Raw genomic sequence first — 18693 nt, 5'->3', positions numbered from 1 at the left:
TATAGTTTATAAGTAATAGAAAGAGAGTTTGCTCCCTATAGAAAGGAAGTTTACCCATAATCAAAAGGAAGTTATCTCCTAACACTTTTACTCTTGGTTATATATAATCTGACTTCAACGCTCAACAGAACCTTGAAAACAGAGACGTTTCGTGAAAGGGAGATGATAGAAAGCCCTTCACCCGCTAATGTCGACAGGATAGGCATTGTGAAGGATGAAGGGCTTTATCATCAAAAGAAAACAAATGACGGAAAAGCGTATAATGCAAACTATTTATTCTTGATATTCTCTATCAGCATATTCTGAAGGAGCGCATCCATAAAACTTCTTAAAAGCAATCGAAAATAAAGTAGGATTTGTGAATCCAACCAGATAAGCAATCTGTGAGATATTCACTTTCTTCTCTTTCAATAATTTTGCGGCTTGTTTCAGTCGAATATTGCGAAGAAATTCTGTAGTTGTATTGCCTGTCAGAACTTTCAACTTACGATGCAGTTGGACACGACTGACCCCAACTGCCTCTGCCAGGTCTTCTACACTGAACTTCGGGTCTTCAAGATTTTCATTGATGGCTTTCATCAGCCGTTCCATAAAGAATTCATCATTAGCCTTGACTTCAATTGGCTTCATCTTTTCTTCTACCTCCTGATCCATGCCAAACCGTCCTTTCAAACGCACTCTGCCAGTAATCAGATTTTCGCAAATCAGAAATAGTTCTTCAATTTGGAAAGGTTTGGTTAAAAAAGCGTCAGCTCCCACGTTCCAGCCTTTAAGACGGCTGTCAGACTCTGTTTGTGAAGTTAAAAGCACAAAAGGGATATGACTGATGTTCGCATTTCCTCTGGTCTTTTTCAGCAACTCAAATCCATCCATTTCCGGCATTACAACATCCGAAATAATCAGATCAATCCGCTGTTTCAAAGCTATTTGATAAGCTTCTACGCCATTGCAGGCTGTCACCACTTTATAATAGATTCCTAATTCCTGTTTTAAGTACTCGCGTATCTCTTCGTCGTCATCCACAACCAGAATTCTCCATTGAGTTTTGCTTTTCGACGTTTGTACTTTATTCTCTTCCTCTTCCCAATAGGCTTCTTCATTTAAAGCCAGACGTACAGGTTCCCCATTCGATACAACTATATTCTCTGCCAACTCCTCCGGACTCAAATGATCCTTACCTAAAGGGATACGCACCGTAAAACAACTACCTTGTTTATCGGTACGATTGGCAGCAGAGATTGAACCATGATGCAATTCCACGAGCATCTTGGTCAGATTCAGTCCGATACCGAAACCATGAGAGTTAGAAGAAGCCTGATAAAATCTTTCAAATATTCTTTCCAACTTCTTTTCATCCAATCCCATTCCCGAATCAACAACTGTGATTTCGGCATATCTGGATAGAGGACCGCGCACACTCTTGTCCTCATTTACAGTAAGCGTCAACTGAATTTCACCACCATCCGAAGTATATTTGAAAGCATTGACTATCAAATTCATCAAGACTTTATCAAAGTTATTACGATCAATCCAGACAGGTAATTTCTCTGCTGTATGCACAAAGGCAAACTGAATATTACGTTTGGTAGCCTGATAATCGAACATCTGAAACAATTCTTCTATGAATCCGACCAAATCGGTTTCACGACATTCGATTTTCATTTGTCCCTTATCTATCTTACGAATATCCAGCAATTGATTGATTAGATTAAGAATGCGGTTTGCATTCCTCTGCATGGTCAACAGGGCTTTCTTTCTGCCCTCTTCCTGTTCAGTTTTTATCAAAGCTGCCAATGGGCTAACAATCAGGGTTATCGGAGAACGGAGTTCGTGAGCTATATTAATAAAGAACTTCAGTTTCTCTTCATTCAGCTCGTCCTGGCGACGGCGGCGTTGCCGCATATACCATGTGTAAAAGCCCCAGAACAGGAGCCCCGCACATATCAGTACATAACCTATCCTGGCCCATAACGTATCATACCAGGGAGGAGCGATATAAATGGAGAAAGAACGAACCGGAGATTTACGTTCATTCTCACATACACAAACCTCAAATGTGTAGTGTCCCGAGGGGAGGTAATTATAAGTGATTCTATTTTCTCCGGAAGATGTACTTCTCCATACTCCACCCAGTTCAACCAAACGATATTCAAATCTGACGTTCTCCCGGTCACGAAATTCCATTGTAGAAAATTCAAAAGAAAAGATATCATTATTATAAGTCAAATTGATTTGTCGAGCGTCCATCCAGACATCATCCGCAATCGTTTCTCCACCAAGACGGGTATCTGCACTGACTTCTTCATTATTCAAATATACATGAGTCAGTTGAGGAACATGCAAAGAAGACTGCCTCCCTATTGAATCAGGCATAAATCCGGTGATGCCTTGCAGCCCTCCCCAATAGATATTGCCACATTCACGCTGAAAATAGACACTTTTCAGATATTCTTTATCGACCAGTCCGTTACCGAAGAAATAGTTTACGATTTTCCTCTCGGGATCATTCAATCTGCACAAGCCATTGAAGGTGCTGCACCATATATCGCCATTCTTACCTTGCCCTAATCCGCAAACCATATTACTGGGCATTCCCTCCTCTATACCATAATGATTCAGCTTCAATGTTTTCTTATCATATTCAAACAGTCCATTATTGGTACCTATCCAGATATGACCGTTTTTGTCTTCCAGAAGTGCAAAACACAAATACGGATACAAATCCTTTTCACATTCCAACTTTACAAATTCCTGTTTCACCGGATCATAACAATTGACTCCCATACAATGTCCCAGCCAAACCAGTCCTTCCGAATCACACATGACCTTATTTGCCCAATTATTGGCAAGCCGCATGGTTGTTCTCAATTTAGTGGTGTCACATATCTGTTTCAATGCACCTGTCCGTTTATCATACTCTGCAAATCCTTCTCCTAAAACTGATATATAAAGCATCCGGTTACGCCCCTCCACAATATTATGGATAGCTTTTCCTTGTAACAAAGGCAGTCTGTGGATGGTTCCTGTCCGTTCATCAAACTGGGAAAGCCCCGAATAACTACCCAGCCAAATTGTTCCTTCGCTATCATGAAGCATAGACAGGATGCCATCCCCCACCTCATAAGAAAAATAATCCTGCATATCTTCATCAATCCGAATGAGTCTTCCATCTGTTATACTAGTCCATATCCTGTGCTTTTTATCTTCATACACAAAAGACAAGGCATTTCCCAAAGGGGGTGAAAAGGAAGAAAGAGGTTTAAATTTAAACTGGGAAGATTCATTCGAAAGCATCACGACGCCTTTCTTAAAGCCACCTATCCACAAATTCTCATCTTTATCTTCCATCAATGCATAAATTCGATCCTTTCCAAGTTCCAGTTGACCGTTAAACGTTTTTAAGGCCAACTTTTCCACATCCACAGAGTAAAGGCCATTATTTACAGTATTAACATAAAGTTCTCCACGTTTAGTACATATCATTCCCCGCACACCGATAAAGGTATTATCCGGTTGTTCCATTCTAATAAGTCGATGCTCGTCTTCATTCCATAAATAAACACCGGCAACGGCTGCTATCCATGTCCGGCCTTTCAAATCTTCCAAAATGGTATACACTTTACCCAACGCATCTGATGATGAACTAATCAATTCAACATCCTTTAAATCGGAAGTAATGCGGACTATCTTGCCATTGGGTAAAGCAATCCATATCCTATGACGGGAATCCTGATGGATATTATGCATAAAAGTGGAACTACAAAGGTCATTCACATGCACTAAAGAAGTGGCTTCCATCTTTTCCTTATCAATAGAGTAAACGCCATATCCTGCGGTAACCGCCCAAATCTCCCCTGTATGCAGTTCTTGCAGATGCAATACAGACGGCTTGTTGCCATCTACAAAAGTAACATTCTTAAAGGCGTCCTCATAAGGAGAGTAGAGTTGCAATCCTTTTCCGGAACCCACCCAAAGATCACCTTGCCGATCACAGAGAAGAGCTTCTATCAGGTTATTTACCAATGAAGTAGAATCCCGCTCATCATGAAAATAATTGGTAAACGTCCATCCATCGAATTTATTCAATCCATTTTCGGTCCCTATCCATACAAAACCATGGGCATCTTGCACGATGTTCTTTATTAAACTACACGACAACTTCCCTGATCCATACGAGCGTATCTGTTGAGCTTGACAAAACCCTACTATCAATAACAGAAGGATAGCGATCGATATTAGATTCTTTTTCATGAGCATTAGTTTATTATGTTTTGCAAATTTAGGAAAAAGCCTGAATCCTTGACAATCTTGCACCTATATTTTTATATTCAATCTAACACAACAAAGGTATGTTACCCCGAAGCCAAAAGCAAAAATAGCTGATACAGGAATCTGATTCTTTGTAACCTCCAACCGCTACTTTGTTTCATTTATACTATTCATTTGTTACATCACCCTTTTATATGTATCGGATGTAACATACGCAATAGAATCGGTAACACCGATAAAATCAGAGGCAACTTCCGACTACAAATCGGTAACAAAGATCACCTTTCACTAAAAGACAATAAACTATCTTTGCTACATACATATTTTCATTATAAATCAAAGAAAAAGAATAATATGAAGAAACTATTTTTATTCCTGTTTATATGTTCTGTCTCATTGATCATTCATGCACAGGAAAGCAAAAGAATTCCACTCAATCAGCTTAGTTTCACAAAATCCGTATTTGATGAAACACAAAGCAAAGTGACCTTTAAAGGTGGAAAATGGAATAGTTTTATTCAGCTGCCTGCTTCTATTAGTCAGGAACTACCCAAATACAAATACATGGTTATAGATATACCTCAAAGTACAGTAATGATACGTATTAAATTCCAAGACAAGAACGGTCTGTATAAGGAGTTTTACCAACCAGCCGTAAAGTCTGAAATAAATCGGGAGATGAATTTATCTTTAATTCCTTTCATCAATGATGTGAAAGATATCAGAATAGAAGCTGCTCAAAGTGTGGACGAGACGGGGAATTATCATACTTTACATATAAAATCCATCTATCTAATTAATTAACAAAAAGTTTCAGAAGTCATGAGAAACATTGTACGACTATTATTGATGAATATTTCCATTCAATGACCTCTGGCAGTGTAGACGTCATTGAGATGTATTTAACTAGAACAAAGTAAAATAAATAATAAAGACATGAAAAACTTACAGAAAGTAATGGCTATAAGCCTGTTTCCCTTATTGATGAGTCATGTTTGCCAGGCGCAAAACCCTATTGTACAAACATGGTTCACACCAGACCCGGCACCTATGGTGCATAACGACACTGTTTATCTCTTCACCGATCATGATGAAGACGATGCACAATATTTCAAAATGAAAGATTGGCAGTTGTATTCCACTACCGACATGGTAAACTGGACCTACCGTGGAACTCCTATTTCCACAGAAACGTTTCAGTGGGCCATGCAGGGAGATAATGCCTGGGCTTCTCAAGCCATTGAACGGGATGGAAAATGGTACTGGTATATCTGTGCCAATGACACCATAAAAAAGCTGCATGGTATAGGTGTGGCCGTAGCTGACAGACCGGAAGGACCTTACTCCGATCCTTTGAAAAAGCCTCTTGTCCCCGGAGCTTTCGGTTATATCGACCCCTCTGTATTCATTGATGATGACGGACAAGCCTATCTTTTCTGGGGAAATAACGGATTATGGTATGCCAAACTAAACAAGGACATGATATCGTTAGGCAGCGAAGTCATTCCTGTTAAAGAACTGAATGACTCCACCGCTTTTGGTCCATTGGTTATGAAACGAGACTATCAGCTTAATAAACGTATGCTGAAAACAAATTATGAAGAAGGCCCATGGGTGTTCAAGCGCAACGGGCTTTACTACATGGTATATGCTGCCGGTGGTGTTCCGGAACATATGGCCTACTCCACTGCCAAAAGTATTCATGGTCCATGGAAATATCAGGGACGTATCATGAATGAAGCAACAAACAGCTTCACCATTCATGGAGGCTCCATCGAATATCATAACCGTCATTTTATGTTCTATCATAATGGAGCATTACCCAATGGAGGCGGTTTCCGTCGTTCAACCTGCATAGAAGAATTCAAGTTTGGCGAAGATGGAAAGATTCCTTTTATCCCTTTCACTAAAGAGGGGGTTCGTACTCCTGTCCGTAACCTGAATCCCTATCAGCGGGTAGAAGCAGAAACAATGGCTTTCAGCTATGGATTGAAGACTGACCGCAGGGCCGGTTCGCAACATTATATCACTTCCATTCATAATGGTGACTGGCTGAAAGTTCGTTCCGTCGATTTCGGAGAAAAAGGGGCGACAAACTTCTCCGCCTGCGTAGCCGGTTTGATGCAGGGAGGCAGCATAGAACTGCGCATTGATGCACTGGGAGGTTCTGTTATCGGAACATTAGACGTTTCACCGACAGGTGGATCGGAACAATGGAAAGTACAGACAACCCAAGTGAATGCCGTCAAAGGGGTACATGATTTGTATTTACTATTCAAAGGCGGCGATGAAGAGCTTTTTAACGTAGATTACTGGATATTTAATCACTAATAGATATGAGCAGAATAATATTATTAACAGGTATTTTGTGGCTGTTCAGTCAGTCTATCCATGCAGAACAGAGTCAAATTACAAGCCCTGACGGGAAACTGTCAGTTCACATAACCGATGAAAATGGTGTACCATCCTACAGCGTTTCTTATAATCATATCCCATTTATCCTGGCTTCCCCGCTAGGGCTGGATACAAATATCGGTAATTTTACCCGGGAAATGAAACTGTCTACCACCAGTCCGGTCCAACTATTGAATGAAGAATACAATTTGCCAACGATCAAACAAAGTAACGTACACTATCAGGCCAATAGAGGAGTATTTACTTTCTCTCAAAATGGAAAAGTAATATATGATGTGATCTTTCAGGTGAGCAACCGGGATGTCGCATTCAAATATAACATGTATCCGCAAAAGGAGACTCTCTGCTGTGTGATTAATGAAGAAATGACAGGATTCGTACTTCCTTCCGGAAGTACTACTTTCCTATGTCCGCAAAGCAAACCAATGGGAGGATTCGCCCGTACGTCACCCAGTTATGAAACCCCTTACACAGTAGATGATGCTGTAGGAAAAAACAGATGGGGCGAGGGATATACTTTCCCATGCTTATTCCGCAACAATGATAAAGGTTGGATACTGATATCCGAAACCGGGGTTAGCAGCGCTTATTGCGGCAGTCGCCTGATAGGGAAACCGGACGGCGTGTATCAAATCGGATTCCCGCAAACCGGCGAATATAACGGTAACGGCACTACCAATCCCGGCATCATGTTGCCCGGAGAAACTCCCTGGCGTACCATAACCATAGGTGAAACATTAGCCCCCATCGTTGAAACAACTGTAGCTTTCGATGTTGTAAAACCACTTTATGAGGCTTCTCAGGAATATAAATATGGAAAAGGTTCATGGAGCTGGATTATTGGCGGAGACAGCAGCTGTAATTACAACGAACAGATAAGATATATTGATTTCAGTGCAGTCATGGGATACCAGTCTGTTTTAATCGATGCTTTATGGGACAAGCAAATAGGACGAAAAGGTATTGAGAAATTAGCCGAATATGCAAAAAGCAAAGGAGTCGCCCTTTACTTATGGTATAACTCCAATGGCTATTGGAATGATGCACCTCAAAGTCCGAGAGGTATCATGAATACTACTATCAATCGTCGTAAGGAGATGAAATGGATGCAAAGTATCGGGATTCGTGGGATAAAAGTGGACTTCATAGGAAGCGATAAACAAGTGACCATGCAACTTTACGAAGATATTTTAGCAGATGCCAACGACTATGGATTATTAGTTATATTCCACGGATGTACGCTACCACGTGGTTGGGAGCGTATGTATCCCAATTTTGCTTCAAGTGAAGCTGTATTAGCTAGTGAAAATATGCATTTTTCACAAGGCAGTTGTGATGCTGAAGCGTTCAATGCCTGTTTGCATCCGTTTATACGCAACACGGTCGGTAGCATGGACTTCGGTGGCAGCACATTGAATAAATATTATAACGCAAGGAATGATTCAACTACAAGAACCAGCCGCCGTATCACCTCGGATGTATTTGCACTCGCTACGGCTGTTCTCTTTCAAAGCCCCGTACAACATTTCGCACTCACTCCCAACAATTTGACGGATGCTCCTGAATGGGCTATCAAATTCATGAAAGAGGTTCCGAGTACCTGGGACGAAGTACGTTTTTTGGATGGATATCCGGGAAAATTTATCATATTGGCCAGACGACATCAAAATAATTGGTATATTGCAGGCATTAATGCTTCATCCGAAGAGATCAAAGTCAAACTTCATTTACCGATGATTTCTGCGGGAGAAACAATAAGCGTTTATACTGATAATGCCAGACTGGTAGGAAAAACTTCGACGGAGAAACTAAATAAACATCAACAGTTACAAGTTTCAATACCTTGCAATGGCGGCATCGTAATCGTAAATTAATCTATATTATTTAAGTCACACTTTATGATGAACAGAAACACACTCATCTTTTTGCTTCTATTAATAAGCAACGTTAGTTTCGGACAGGACCTGAAACTTTGGTACAGTCAACCTGCCCGAAATTGGTCGGAAGCCCTCCCTATCGGTAATTCCCGTCTTGGTGCCATGGTATATGGCGGAACCGAGCGCGAAGAACTTCAACTTAATGAAGAAACATTCTGGGCTGGCGGGCCTTATAGTAACAACAATCCAAATGCAAAGTATGTATTACCTGTCGTACGTAATCTTATATTCGACAGTAAGAACAGGGAAGCACAGAGTCTGGTAGATGCCAACTTCCTGACCAAGCAGCATGGAATGAGTTATTTGACGCTGGGAAACTTGTATATAGATTTCCCCGGACATAAAGATGCGTCTGATTTCTATCGGGACTTAAACCTCGAAAATGCGACTACTACCACCCGATATGAAGTAAACGGTGTGACTTATACCCGTACCACTTTTGCTTCATTCACAGACAATGTCATCATCATACATATTCAAGCAGATAAAACACAGGCACTGAATTTCAATGTGACCTATAATTGTCCGCTTGAGTATAACGTCAATGCCCAAGATGACAAGCTTATTATTACTTGCCAGGGAAGAGAACAAGAGGGCATCAAAGCAGCCATCCAGGCGAAATGTGTCGTTCAGGTGAAAACTAACGGAGCAATCAATCCTGCCGGAAAAGTTCTTCAGGTAGAAAAAGCAACGGAAGCTACCCTCTACATTGCTGCAGCTACCAATTACGTAAATTATCAGAATGTCAGCGCCAATGCATCCGAACGGGCAAACAAATTCCTGGAAAAAGCGATTCAAACGCCTTACAACAAGGCTTTAAAGGATCACATTGCTTTCTACAAGAAACAATTCGACCGTGTCCGTTTAAATCTTTCATCAAGTGAAGCATCCAAAGCAGAAACTCCCCGGCGTATAGAGAATTTCAATAAAGGGGAAGATATGGCAATGGCAGCCCTTTTATTCCAGTTCGGACGTTACCTGCTGATTTCGTCTTCACAACCGGGAGGGCAACCCGCCAATCTACAGGGTATATGGAACAACAGTACCCATGCCCCCTGGGATAGCAAATATACCATCAATATTAATACGGAGATGAATTATTGGCCGGCAGAAGTTGCTAATTTAAGTGAGACACACAGTCCGCTATTCTCCATGTTGAAAGACTTGTCTGTCACGGGAGCCAAAACAGCACAAAGTATGTATAATTGTCGCGGATGGGTGGCTCATCATAACACTGACTTATGGAGAATCTGTGGTGTTGTAGACTTTGCTGCGGCAGGAATGTGGCCCAGTGGCGGTGCCTGGCTAGCCCAACATATCTGGCAACATTATCTTTTCACAGGAGATAAGGAATTTCTGAAAGAATATTACCCGATACTGAAAGGAACGGCACAGTTCTATATGGATTTTCTGGTAGAACATCCCGATTATAAATGGTTAGTAGTGTCTCCTTCCGTATCACCGGAACATGGACCGATTACTGCCGGTTGCACTATGGATAATCAGATTGCTTTTGATGCTTTGCATAATACATTATTAGCCTCCCGGATCACTGGTGAAACCTCCTCTTTTCAGGATTCACTCCAACAAATATTGGATAAACTGCCTCCTATGCAAATAGGAAAGCATCATCAACTACAGGAGTGGCTCGAAGATGTAGACAATCCCAAAGATGAGCATCGCCATATTTCTCATTTATATGGGTTATATCCGAGTAATCAGATTTCTCCTTATGCCAATCCTGAATTATTCCAGGCTGCACGGAACACATTGCTGCAACGCGGGGATAAGGCAACCGGCTGGAGTATTGGTTGGAAAGTCAATTTCTGGGCACGTATGCAGGATGGAAATCATGCCTTTCAGATCATCAAAAACATGATTCAGTTATTGCCCAGTGATAATCTGGCCAAAGAATATCCGGAGGGACGTACTTATCCGAATATGTTTGACGCTCATCCGCCTTTCCAGATTGATGGTAACTTTGGCTATACAGCCGGAGTAGCGGAAATGTTACTTCAAAGCCACGATGGTGCTGTGCATTTATTGCCTGCATTGCCCGATACATGGAAAGAAGGAAATGTGAAAGGATTAGTGGCACGTGGTAATTTCGAGGTGGATATGGATTGGAAAAATAACCAATTAAACAAAGCTGTGATTCACTCAAAGATAGGAGGTACGCTTCGTATCCGGTCTTATGTTCCACTGAAGGGGAAAGGGCTGAAACAAGCGAATGGAGAATGCCCGAACTCATTATTTGCTACTACTCTTGTGAAAAAGCCTTTGGTTAGTAAAGAGATAACTCCTCAATCTCCGGAATTAAGAAAGATCTATGAATACGACATTGCAACACGGGCAGGCAAAACCTATGTGATAAACACTATTACAGAAAAGAAATAATACATCATTACAGAAAACATAGTTAGGGGAGGGATTGTACGCTACATCCCTCCCCTAACTATTGATCTCTTTCTAATTTTAAATCCCCGTTGAGTTATAAACAAATACCCGCTTATTTCACAATTAACACAAAGCCTCCACGAGGGAGACAGTTGATCGTAAATTCTTTTTTCCGCAGTTGTACATTCTCCTCTGTAATCAAATTCCTATCATCCATACCATCTCTGATAATCATTGCCTCTGTTCCTAAATCGGATAATGAATTTAAAGAGAAATGCAGTGTTCTCTCTTCATCAGTCCCATTTATCCCCCCAATATACCACGTATCACCTTTACGCCGAGCTATCACCGCCTCAACGCCCGGATAACCGGCCAATAACTTGGTATCATCCCAAACAGTAGGTAACTGTGACAGGTAATTCTGAATAGGTGTAGGAAATGAATAATATATAGACGGCCGGTCAGGCATATGTTGTAAAGCAGACTCGAATAGTATAGGTAAAGCTATTTCGTGCCCATAAGATGTGATATGAGGATGCTGGGAATCAGAGAATGTTCCAGGAGTATAATCCATCGGACCTACAACATTTCTGGTAAAAGGTAATGTAGCATTATGAGCTGCTGCTTTATTAGTCAGCACCGAATTATTATTATACCATTCTGCACCATATACTCCCTCAACTGACATCATATGTGGATAGGTTCTTTGCCATCCACGAGGTATAGTAGCTCCATGAAAATTAAGAATTAACCGATATTTCATTGCATCTTCTAGTAAATCGAGATAATAATTCATTGTAGAAATACCATCACCTGAAAAGAAATCGATTTTAATTCCTGCCACACCAATTTCACGTAACCATTTGAATTCTTTCTCTCTATTCTCTTTAGTATTCAGTCTGTAAAGAGGTCCGGGAGCACCTTCTCCAATCCAATTGGTACTAGAATTATACCACAAAAGAGGAGTCACTTTTTTCTTTAAAGCATATTCTACTGCGTCAAGAACCGTACCTCCATTTTCCATCATCTCCCACTCCCAATCTATCAAATCATACGGCCACTTCATTTCAGCTGCCAGATCAATGTATTTTTTGACAATCTCATAATCTCTTGAACCATGATTATATGCCCAGTAGTTCCACGCAACACACCCGGGTTTGATCCAATTAGTATCTTCTATCTTAGAAGGATCAGACACATCTGTTACCAACGTAGATTCTACAATATCCGACAATGAGCCGACAATCATCAACCGCCATGGAGAGGTCCATGATTTATAGAACGGCAATTTCTCTTCAGCCAGCCTTACCTGATAATTACTGTTATCAACGCCGTTGTACAACAAAGAGCCACAGTTACCTCGGCGGATATTGGCTTCTGTCAATAATACGAATAACGAATCCTGCAATTCAATAAGAGCCGGATATCCCCACCGATCGGGAACAGATCCATCTTCCAAGGACCCGTCAGTTGACAAAGGAAAAAATCCTTCATAACCAGGATCATATCGTTGCATCCATCTCTTTGTACCTTGAGGAATATAATAAGTAGTAAGCTCATTTATGATATATTCTTCAGGCGTATCTGTAGTAAGCCCGTATTTAAAAGCTATACCATCATTATACACCCTGAAAATGACCGCCATCTCTTGTTGCTTGTCATTCTCAAAATAATAAACTTGTTCATTAGCTTCATTTACACAATGCCTGCGCTTACCGGTTATCATTTTATAATCATCTACCACCAAGCGGGCCTCCGAGATAGATTTTAGTCTTAAATTACCTGCGTAAATCCGACTATCAGTTTCCAATCCCAATTTTGAATGGGATAAAACACATTTATCCATGTATTCTATTCTAAATTCCACATCACTGTAGGATTTATTTTCCATGGATAAAACCGTAACCTTTAGTTTTCCATCGGGAGAAACCGTAGCATTTATCTCCAAGCTATGAGAAAATAGAACAACAAAGATTGCTAATAATAAAGTGTTCAGATGGTTCATTATACATTTATTTTATGTCATTATTCCTTTATGGCAAATTTACGCTGTTCTACATATACTTTCAAACTTTCATGTATCGTTATATGTTTTATACATTACATCCTCTTTATTTATGTTACATAATTCACTCCCCATGTTACAGCATCATATTCCCTCTTTCCAAACAGTCTCTAAATATTCTTTTTTATTAGGATATTCCTCATTTTTTAGTTTCTTTTGTATCGCAAATATTGAATAATGAGACTATGAAAAATGCACTGACAACCTTATTGCTATTTTTTTCTTTACTATGCCATGGACAATCATCCAAATTGTTCACTACAGACAATGAGTTATCCAGTAGTTTAATTAATCAAATATATCAAGACCGAAACGGTTTCATCTGGGTTGCAACAGAGGACGGACTCAACCGTTATGACGGTGCCAAATTCACCATTTACAAACACGATCCTAATAATGAGCACTCATTAGCCCACAGTTTTGTCCGTACCGTTTTTGAAGACAGCAAAGGTCATCTGCTTATCGGCACATACATCGGAATCCAAATGTATAATCCGGATACAGATGATTTCACTCCACTTGCCAGGCGGGAAGATAACGGAGAAATATTTGAAAGTAATATCGTTTCCATTATCGAAAGAAAGAATGGAGACGTATGGATATCGGGGAATGTGCTGTGCAAACTATATATCAAAGATAACCAATTAATTGTTCAACAGATTAATGCTTCCATCGCCTCACCCGGCTATATGATTGAAGACAAAAAACAGAATATCTGGATGTCCAAAGGAGAGGAAGGGTTATATCGACTTGATCCGGACAATCAGCTTTCGCTATACTTATCTAAAGACAACGGCTATATCAACAGTATTTGTGAAGATTCACAAGGCAATATTTATGTAGGAAGCATGAGAAAAGGCTTGTTTGTCTATGAGCCAGAATCCAATACTTTTGTTCCTGCCAACTTTAAAGAAAAGATAGAACTTCCTATCAGCTTTCTTTATGCCGCAAGCCCGAATGAATTATATATTGGGACAGACGGTAAAGGTATGAACATTTACAACAATAAAACGAATGAGCTCTCTGAATACCGGTTTGACAACAGCTATTTTGACTCCAGCAAATCCAAAGTGCATTCTATCCTGAAAGATAATTCCGGCAATTTATGGTTAGCTATTTATCAAAAAGGAGTAATAATGATACCTGCACGCACCAATAGTTTCAAATACATCGGGCATAAATCCATGGATAAGAATATTATAGGTTCGAGTTGCATTACTTCATTTTGTAAGGATTATAACGGCATCCTGTGGATAGGAACAGACAATGACGGAATTTATGGTATCTCAAAGAACATGGAACAGGTCAAACATTTCTCACATACCAATCATCCGAGCTCTGTACCATCAACTGTTACAAGGCTATATGAAGACTCCGAACATAACATCTGGTTTGGTTCTTTCATTAACGGTATGGGAAAACTGGACAAACAAACAGGGCAATGCAGCTATCAATACAAACTAGTGGATAAGAACAACAACTATATACAACGTGTATACGATTTTGCTGAAGACAATAACAAACGTCTTTGGGTTGCGACAATGGGATTCGGATTGTTTTACTACGACCTTAAAACAAAAGAGTTTTCATCCGTGCAATCCGAAACTTCGTTAATAAACGACTGGATAAATTGCTTACACTACTCCAGTGATAATAAATTATATGTGGGGACTTATGACGGAGTGAACTGCATAGACATTAACAGCAGTGATTTTCAGAGTTATAAGATACTACCACAAAATGTCATTTATTCTATTTACGAAGATACTTCCGGAATTATATGGATAGGTAGCTCCGAGGGGTTGTCCAGTTGGAACAAAGAAACAAAAAAAATAACGACTTATACTACCACAAACGGATTACCAAGCAATACTATATATGCGATAGAAGGAGATGATGATTTTCTGTGGATAAGTACCAATGCAGGAATTTCTCAATTCCAGAAGAATAACAATAAGTTCATCAATTACTACGTAGGTGACGGCCTGCAAGGAAATGAGTTCTACAAAAATGCTTCGTTCAAAGATTCACAAGGAACGATCTGGTTTGGTGGTATGAATGGGATCACCTATTTCAATCCGCAGGATATTATCAATCCGGCAAAGAAATGGAACATCCGTATTACCGATTTCTTCTTGCATAACAGCCCGGTAAGAAAAGGAATGAAATCCGGTATTCATACAATCATTAACTGTCCCGTTTTCAAAGCAGAGGAGTTTTACCTGTCCTACAAAGACAACGTATTCAGTATCGAATTCGCAACTCTGGAACTAAACGCTCCCGAACATATAAACTATCTTTATTCTATAAACGATGAAAAATGGATTAGCCTGCCCAAAGGTGTAAACCGTATATCATTCAGTAATCTGAAACCCGGTACCTATAACTTTAAAATCAGGGCAAAGGATAACACCATCTATTCAAACATAAAAGAAATTACCATTTTTATATCTCCTGCCTGGTATGCCTCGTGGTGGGCAAAAATTATCTATTGCCTGTTATCACTGACCATTATATTTATCATTATTCTTCAGATTAGACACCGATATAGAATGCACCAGGAGATGTTGCAACATATCCATGCCGAGCAAATCAATGAAGCCAAATTACAGTTCTTTATTAATATCTCTCATGAGATACGTACTCCGATGTCACTTATCATCAGTCCTCTGCAAAAACTTATCAAGAATGAGAATAACAATGAGCGTCTGAAAATATACCATATTATTTACAGGAATGCAGAACGCATTCTAAACCTCGTCAATCAGCTGATGGATATTCGAAAGATTGACAAAGGACAAATGTGCCTGATGTTTCAGGAAACTAATATTATTCCTTTTATCGAAGATTTATGCACCACCTTCGATCAACAGGCAAATACCAAAAATATTCAACTGCAATTTCATCGCCAGGTTCAAGATTTAAATGTATGGGTGGATACGGCTAATTTTGATAAGATTATCCTGAACATTCTATCAAACGCATTCAAATTTACTCCTGAAAAAGGAAAAATAGACATTACGATCCGTACAGGAAAAGATAATACCCTACCCGAACCATTAAAACAATATGCCGAAATAATTATCTCGGATACCGGAACCGGTATCGACGAGGAGGAAAAAGAACATATCTTCGAGCGCTTTTATCAGATTCGTAACAGCCAGCAAAACCCGAAAGGTGGTACAGGAATAGGGTTACATCTCACCCGTTCGTTAGTGGAATTACATCATGGGGTAATATACGTTGAAAACAACGAGAACCAACCGGGCTGCCGCTTTATCATCCGATTGCCGCTGGGTAACAAGCATTTGCGCCCCGAAGAAGTAGAAAATAATGAAAAAGAGGCAACTGTATCCATATCAACCGCTCCTATCATTTCTCCTATTATAGAAAATGAAGAAGAAAAGAAAGTCAGAGTGAAGACTAAATATCATGTACTAATCGTAGAGGATGATGAAGAAATCCGAAACTATATAGCAAAGGAATTTGCGGATAAGTTCCATATCATGGAAAGCTGCAATGGTAAGGAAGCATTGGAGCTAATATTTAAAAAAACTCCGGATTTAGTCATTAGTGACATCATGATGCCTGAAATGGATGGGTTGACATTATGTAGAAAAATCAAGCAGAATGTAAATCTCAACCATATCCCGGTGATTCTGCTTACTGCGAAAACACGGGAAGAAGATAATCTCGAAGGTCTGAACACCGGAGCTGATGCTTATATCATGAAGCCATTCAATATCGAAATTCTACAAAAGACAGTAGAAAACCTGATTAATACACGTCAACAGTTACGCAAAGTATTTACCGGCCAGCAGAATCAGGAAAATAAGGTTCAGAAGCTGGAAGTAAAATCACCTGATGAGAAGTTGATGGAACGCATTATGAAAGTAATCAATGAAAATATCAGTAATCCTAACTTAACAATAGAAACGATCACTACTGAAGTAGGTATCAGCCGTGTGCATTTACACCGGAAACTTAAGGAACTCACAAACCAGACAACACGTGACTTCATCCGCAATATACGCCTGAAAGAAGCAGCACGGTTATTGTCTGAAAAACAATATACTATCTCCGAAATAGCTACGTTGACAGGATTTACCGATCCTAATAATTTTTCAACTACGTTTAAGGAGTTGTATGGAATGCCACCTTCAATGTATATGAAAGAGCAGTTGGGCAAAAAAGAAGAGTAGCCCCACTGCTCTTTATATAACTATTTGCTAAACTTGTACCAATCAAAATTAAACAACTTACAGCCTTTTCGTCCCTTGAATACAAAATAAACATCTTGTATTCCTGTGACTGGTTTTACAATATCAGTCTGCAAGGTCTTCCAGCATTCCCAACCTCCCGTTGTAGGAACGGCCAGTTCTGCAATTAATGGTCCATTTATACTATCAGTACGCACTTCAAGTACGCCACCACGCAAAGCACTGGCCACAGTAGCAGTGAACCGTTTGGGAGATTTATCACCGAAGTTCACTTCACGTACTTTCGTATAATCACCATTATGAATTTCAGAAATATACACTCCTGTCTTTGCATTAATTTCGGACTTTACACCTTCCGAGAATGCAATAGTTTCAGCTTCTACTCGTTCGTAAGGATTGAGTGTACCTACCGGTGATACCCCTTCCCGGGTAGCATTAATAATGGGAAATGTGCCGTCCGCATTATATTTGAATTGTTCTACCGCCACACTACGTCCGAAACCTCCGCCACCCGGTAACTTACCCGTATGATAAAAAAAGTAAGAATTATCCTTGTAGTCTATCACTCCACAATGGTTAGTAAATGAGCCTGTATCTTGTAAGGGCATAATTTCACCTATATATTTCCATGGACCAAGAGGCCCGTCACTCATAGAATAAGCAATATGCTCGGGTACTCCTCCGGCCGCATAAAGAAGATAATACTTTCCTTCCCGTTTATGAAGCCACGGACCTTCAGTATAAGTATCCTTGTATTTTACATCTTTGACACGCTTTTCCGGATTAGGTGCGCCGAAACTCTCCACTGTTTGTTCCAGTTTAGTAACTTCACCTTTAAGTGAAATCATATCCTCATTCAGTTCTGCATAATAGATATTCGGATTCCCCCAGTATAAATAAGCACGCCCATCATCATCCACCAATACAGTAGGATCAATATAATCCCAACTTCCATCATGAAGCGGTTTACCGATAGCATCCTTAAAAGGGCCGAGAGGAGTATCGCCAACTGCCACACCGATTGCCATAGCATTAGTCAGTTTAGAGTGCAGGCAGACATACCAGTAAAATTTTCCATTACGCTCGATACACTGTGCCGCCCAGGCACGGTCGTCCGCCCAATCAAAGGATTCAATGGCAAGGGGAGAACCGTGATCGGTCCAATTTACCATATCTTTGGTAGAATATACACGCCACTCCTGCATCCAGAAAAAGTCGGCTTTATCTTCATCATGCCCTGTATAGACATACAAAGTGCCATCATGTACCATAGGAGCAGGATCTGTAGTATAACAAGTTTGTACTATCGGATTTTGAGCAAATAGACTATCCGACCAAATACCCCCAAGCAGCAATGTTGCCGCTACAAATCTAAATTTCATTTTCATAC

General features: G+C 40.1%; 8 protein-coding genes. 5 read left to right on the top strand and 3 right to left on the bottom strand.

Going from position 1 to position 18693, the window contains the following annotated elements:
• Positions 1-273 precede the first annotated feature (273 nt).
• Positions 274-4251: a hybrid sensor histidine kinase/response regulator transcription factor gene (locus H8796_RS08490; RefSeq protein WP_117971573.1), complete on the bottom strand. Its 3978-nt coding sequence runs from the start codon at positions 4249-4251 to the stop codon at positions 274-276.
• 372 nt (positions 4252-4623) lie between these two features.
• On the opposite strand from H8796_RS08490, the gene H8796_RS08485 reads away from it, so the two are divergent.
• The 4 genes from H8796_RS08485 (at position 4624) to H8796_RS08470 (ending at position 11018) form a co-directional block, all read left to right on the top strand.
• Positions 4624-5073, top strand: coding sequence for a hypothetical protein (locus tag H8796_RS08485; RefSeq protein ID WP_117932136.1), 450 nt, complete (start codon positions 4624-4626; stop codon positions 5071-5073).
• Between the two features lie 132 nt (positions 5074-5205).
• Positions 5206-6600: a glycoside hydrolase family 43 protein gene (locus H8796_RS08480; RefSeq protein ID WP_117932138.1), complete on the top strand. Its 1395-nt coding sequence runs from the start codon at positions 5206-5208 to the stop codon at positions 6598-6600.
• A gap of 5 nt (positions 6601-6605) precedes the next feature.
• Positions 6606-8558, top strand: coding sequence for a glycoside hydrolase family 97 protein (locus tag H8796_RS08475; RefSeq protein WP_117932140.1), 1953 nt, complete (start codon positions 6606-6608; stop codon positions 8556-8558).
• A 27-nt stretch (positions 8559-8585) separates the two neighbouring features.
• Positions 8586-11018: a glycoside hydrolase N-terminal domain-containing protein gene (locus H8796_RS08470; protein ID WP_117932495.1), complete on the top strand. Its 2433-nt coding sequence runs from the start codon at positions 8586-8588 to the stop codon at positions 11016-11018.
• Positions 11019-11130: 112 nt separating this feature from the next.
• Here the strand turns inward: H8796_RS08470 and H8796_RS08465 are convergent, their stop codons facing one another.
• On the bottom strand, positions 11131-13023 hold the full coding sequence (locus tag H8796_RS08465) for a glycoside hydrolase family 97 protein (RefSeq protein ID WP_117932142.1): 1893 nt from the start codon (positions 13021-13023) through the stop codon (positions 11131-11133).
• A gap of 245 nt (positions 13024-13268) precedes the next feature.
• Between H8796_RS08465 and H8796_RS08460 the strand changes: the two genes are divergently transcribed.
• Complete coding sequence (locus H8796_RS08460; RefSeq protein WP_117932499.1) at positions 13269-17285, top strand: two-component regulator propeller domain-containing protein; 4017 nt, start codon at positions 13269-13271, stop codon at positions 17283-17285.
• 20 nt (positions 17286-17305) lie between these two features.
• Here the strand turns inward: H8796_RS08460 and H8796_RS08455 are convergent, their stop codons facing one another.
• Positions 17306-18691: a glycoside hydrolase family 43 protein gene (locus tag H8796_RS08455; protein WP_117932144.1), complete on the bottom strand. Its 1386-nt coding sequence runs from the start codon at positions 18689-18691 to the stop codon at positions 17306-17308.
• Positions 18692-18693: the final 2 nt, after the last annotated feature.

The organism is Bacteroides sp. M10, assembly GCF_014334015.1.
Taxonomy (GTDB): Bacteria; Bacteroidota; Bacteroidia; order Bacteroidales; family Bacteroidaceae; genus Bacteroides; species Bacteroides intestinigallinarum.
Note: the sequence above shows the minus strand (reverse complement) of the source record. Positions and strands in the feature narration are given on the sequence as shown.

Bases quoted from the DNA above. Each gene is read 5' to 3' on its own strand.
- H8796_RS08490 (WP_117971573.1), bottom strand. From the start codon at position 4,251: ATGAAAAAGAATCTAATATCGATCGCTATCCTTCTGTTATTGATAGTA.
- H8796_RS08485 (WP_117932136.1), top strand. From the start codon at position 4,624: ATGAAGAAACTATTTTTATTCCTGTTTATATGTTCTGTCTCATTGATC.
- H8796_RS08480 (WP_117932138.1), top strand. From the start codon at position 5,206: ATGAAAAACTTACAGAAAGTAATGGCTATAAGCCTGTTTCCCTTATTG.
- H8796_RS08475 (WP_117932140.1), top strand. From the start codon at position 6,606: ATGAGCAGAATAATATTATTAACAGGTATTTTGTGGCTGTTCAGTCAG.
- H8796_RS08470 (WP_117932495.1), top strand. From the start codon at position 8,586: ATGAACAGAAACACACTCATCTTTTTGCTTCTATTAATAAGCAACGTT.
- H8796_RS08465 (WP_117932142.1), bottom strand. From the start codon at position 13,023: ATGAACCATCTGAACACTTTATTATTAGCAATCTTTGTTGTTCTATTT.
- H8796_RS08460 (WP_117932499.1), top strand. From the start codon at position 13,269: ATGAAAAATGCACTGACAACCTTATTGCTATTTTTTTCTTTACTATGC.
- H8796_RS08455 (WP_117932144.1), bottom strand. From the start codon at position 18,691: ATGAAAATGAAATTTAGATTTGTAGCGGCAACATTGCTGCTTGGGGGT.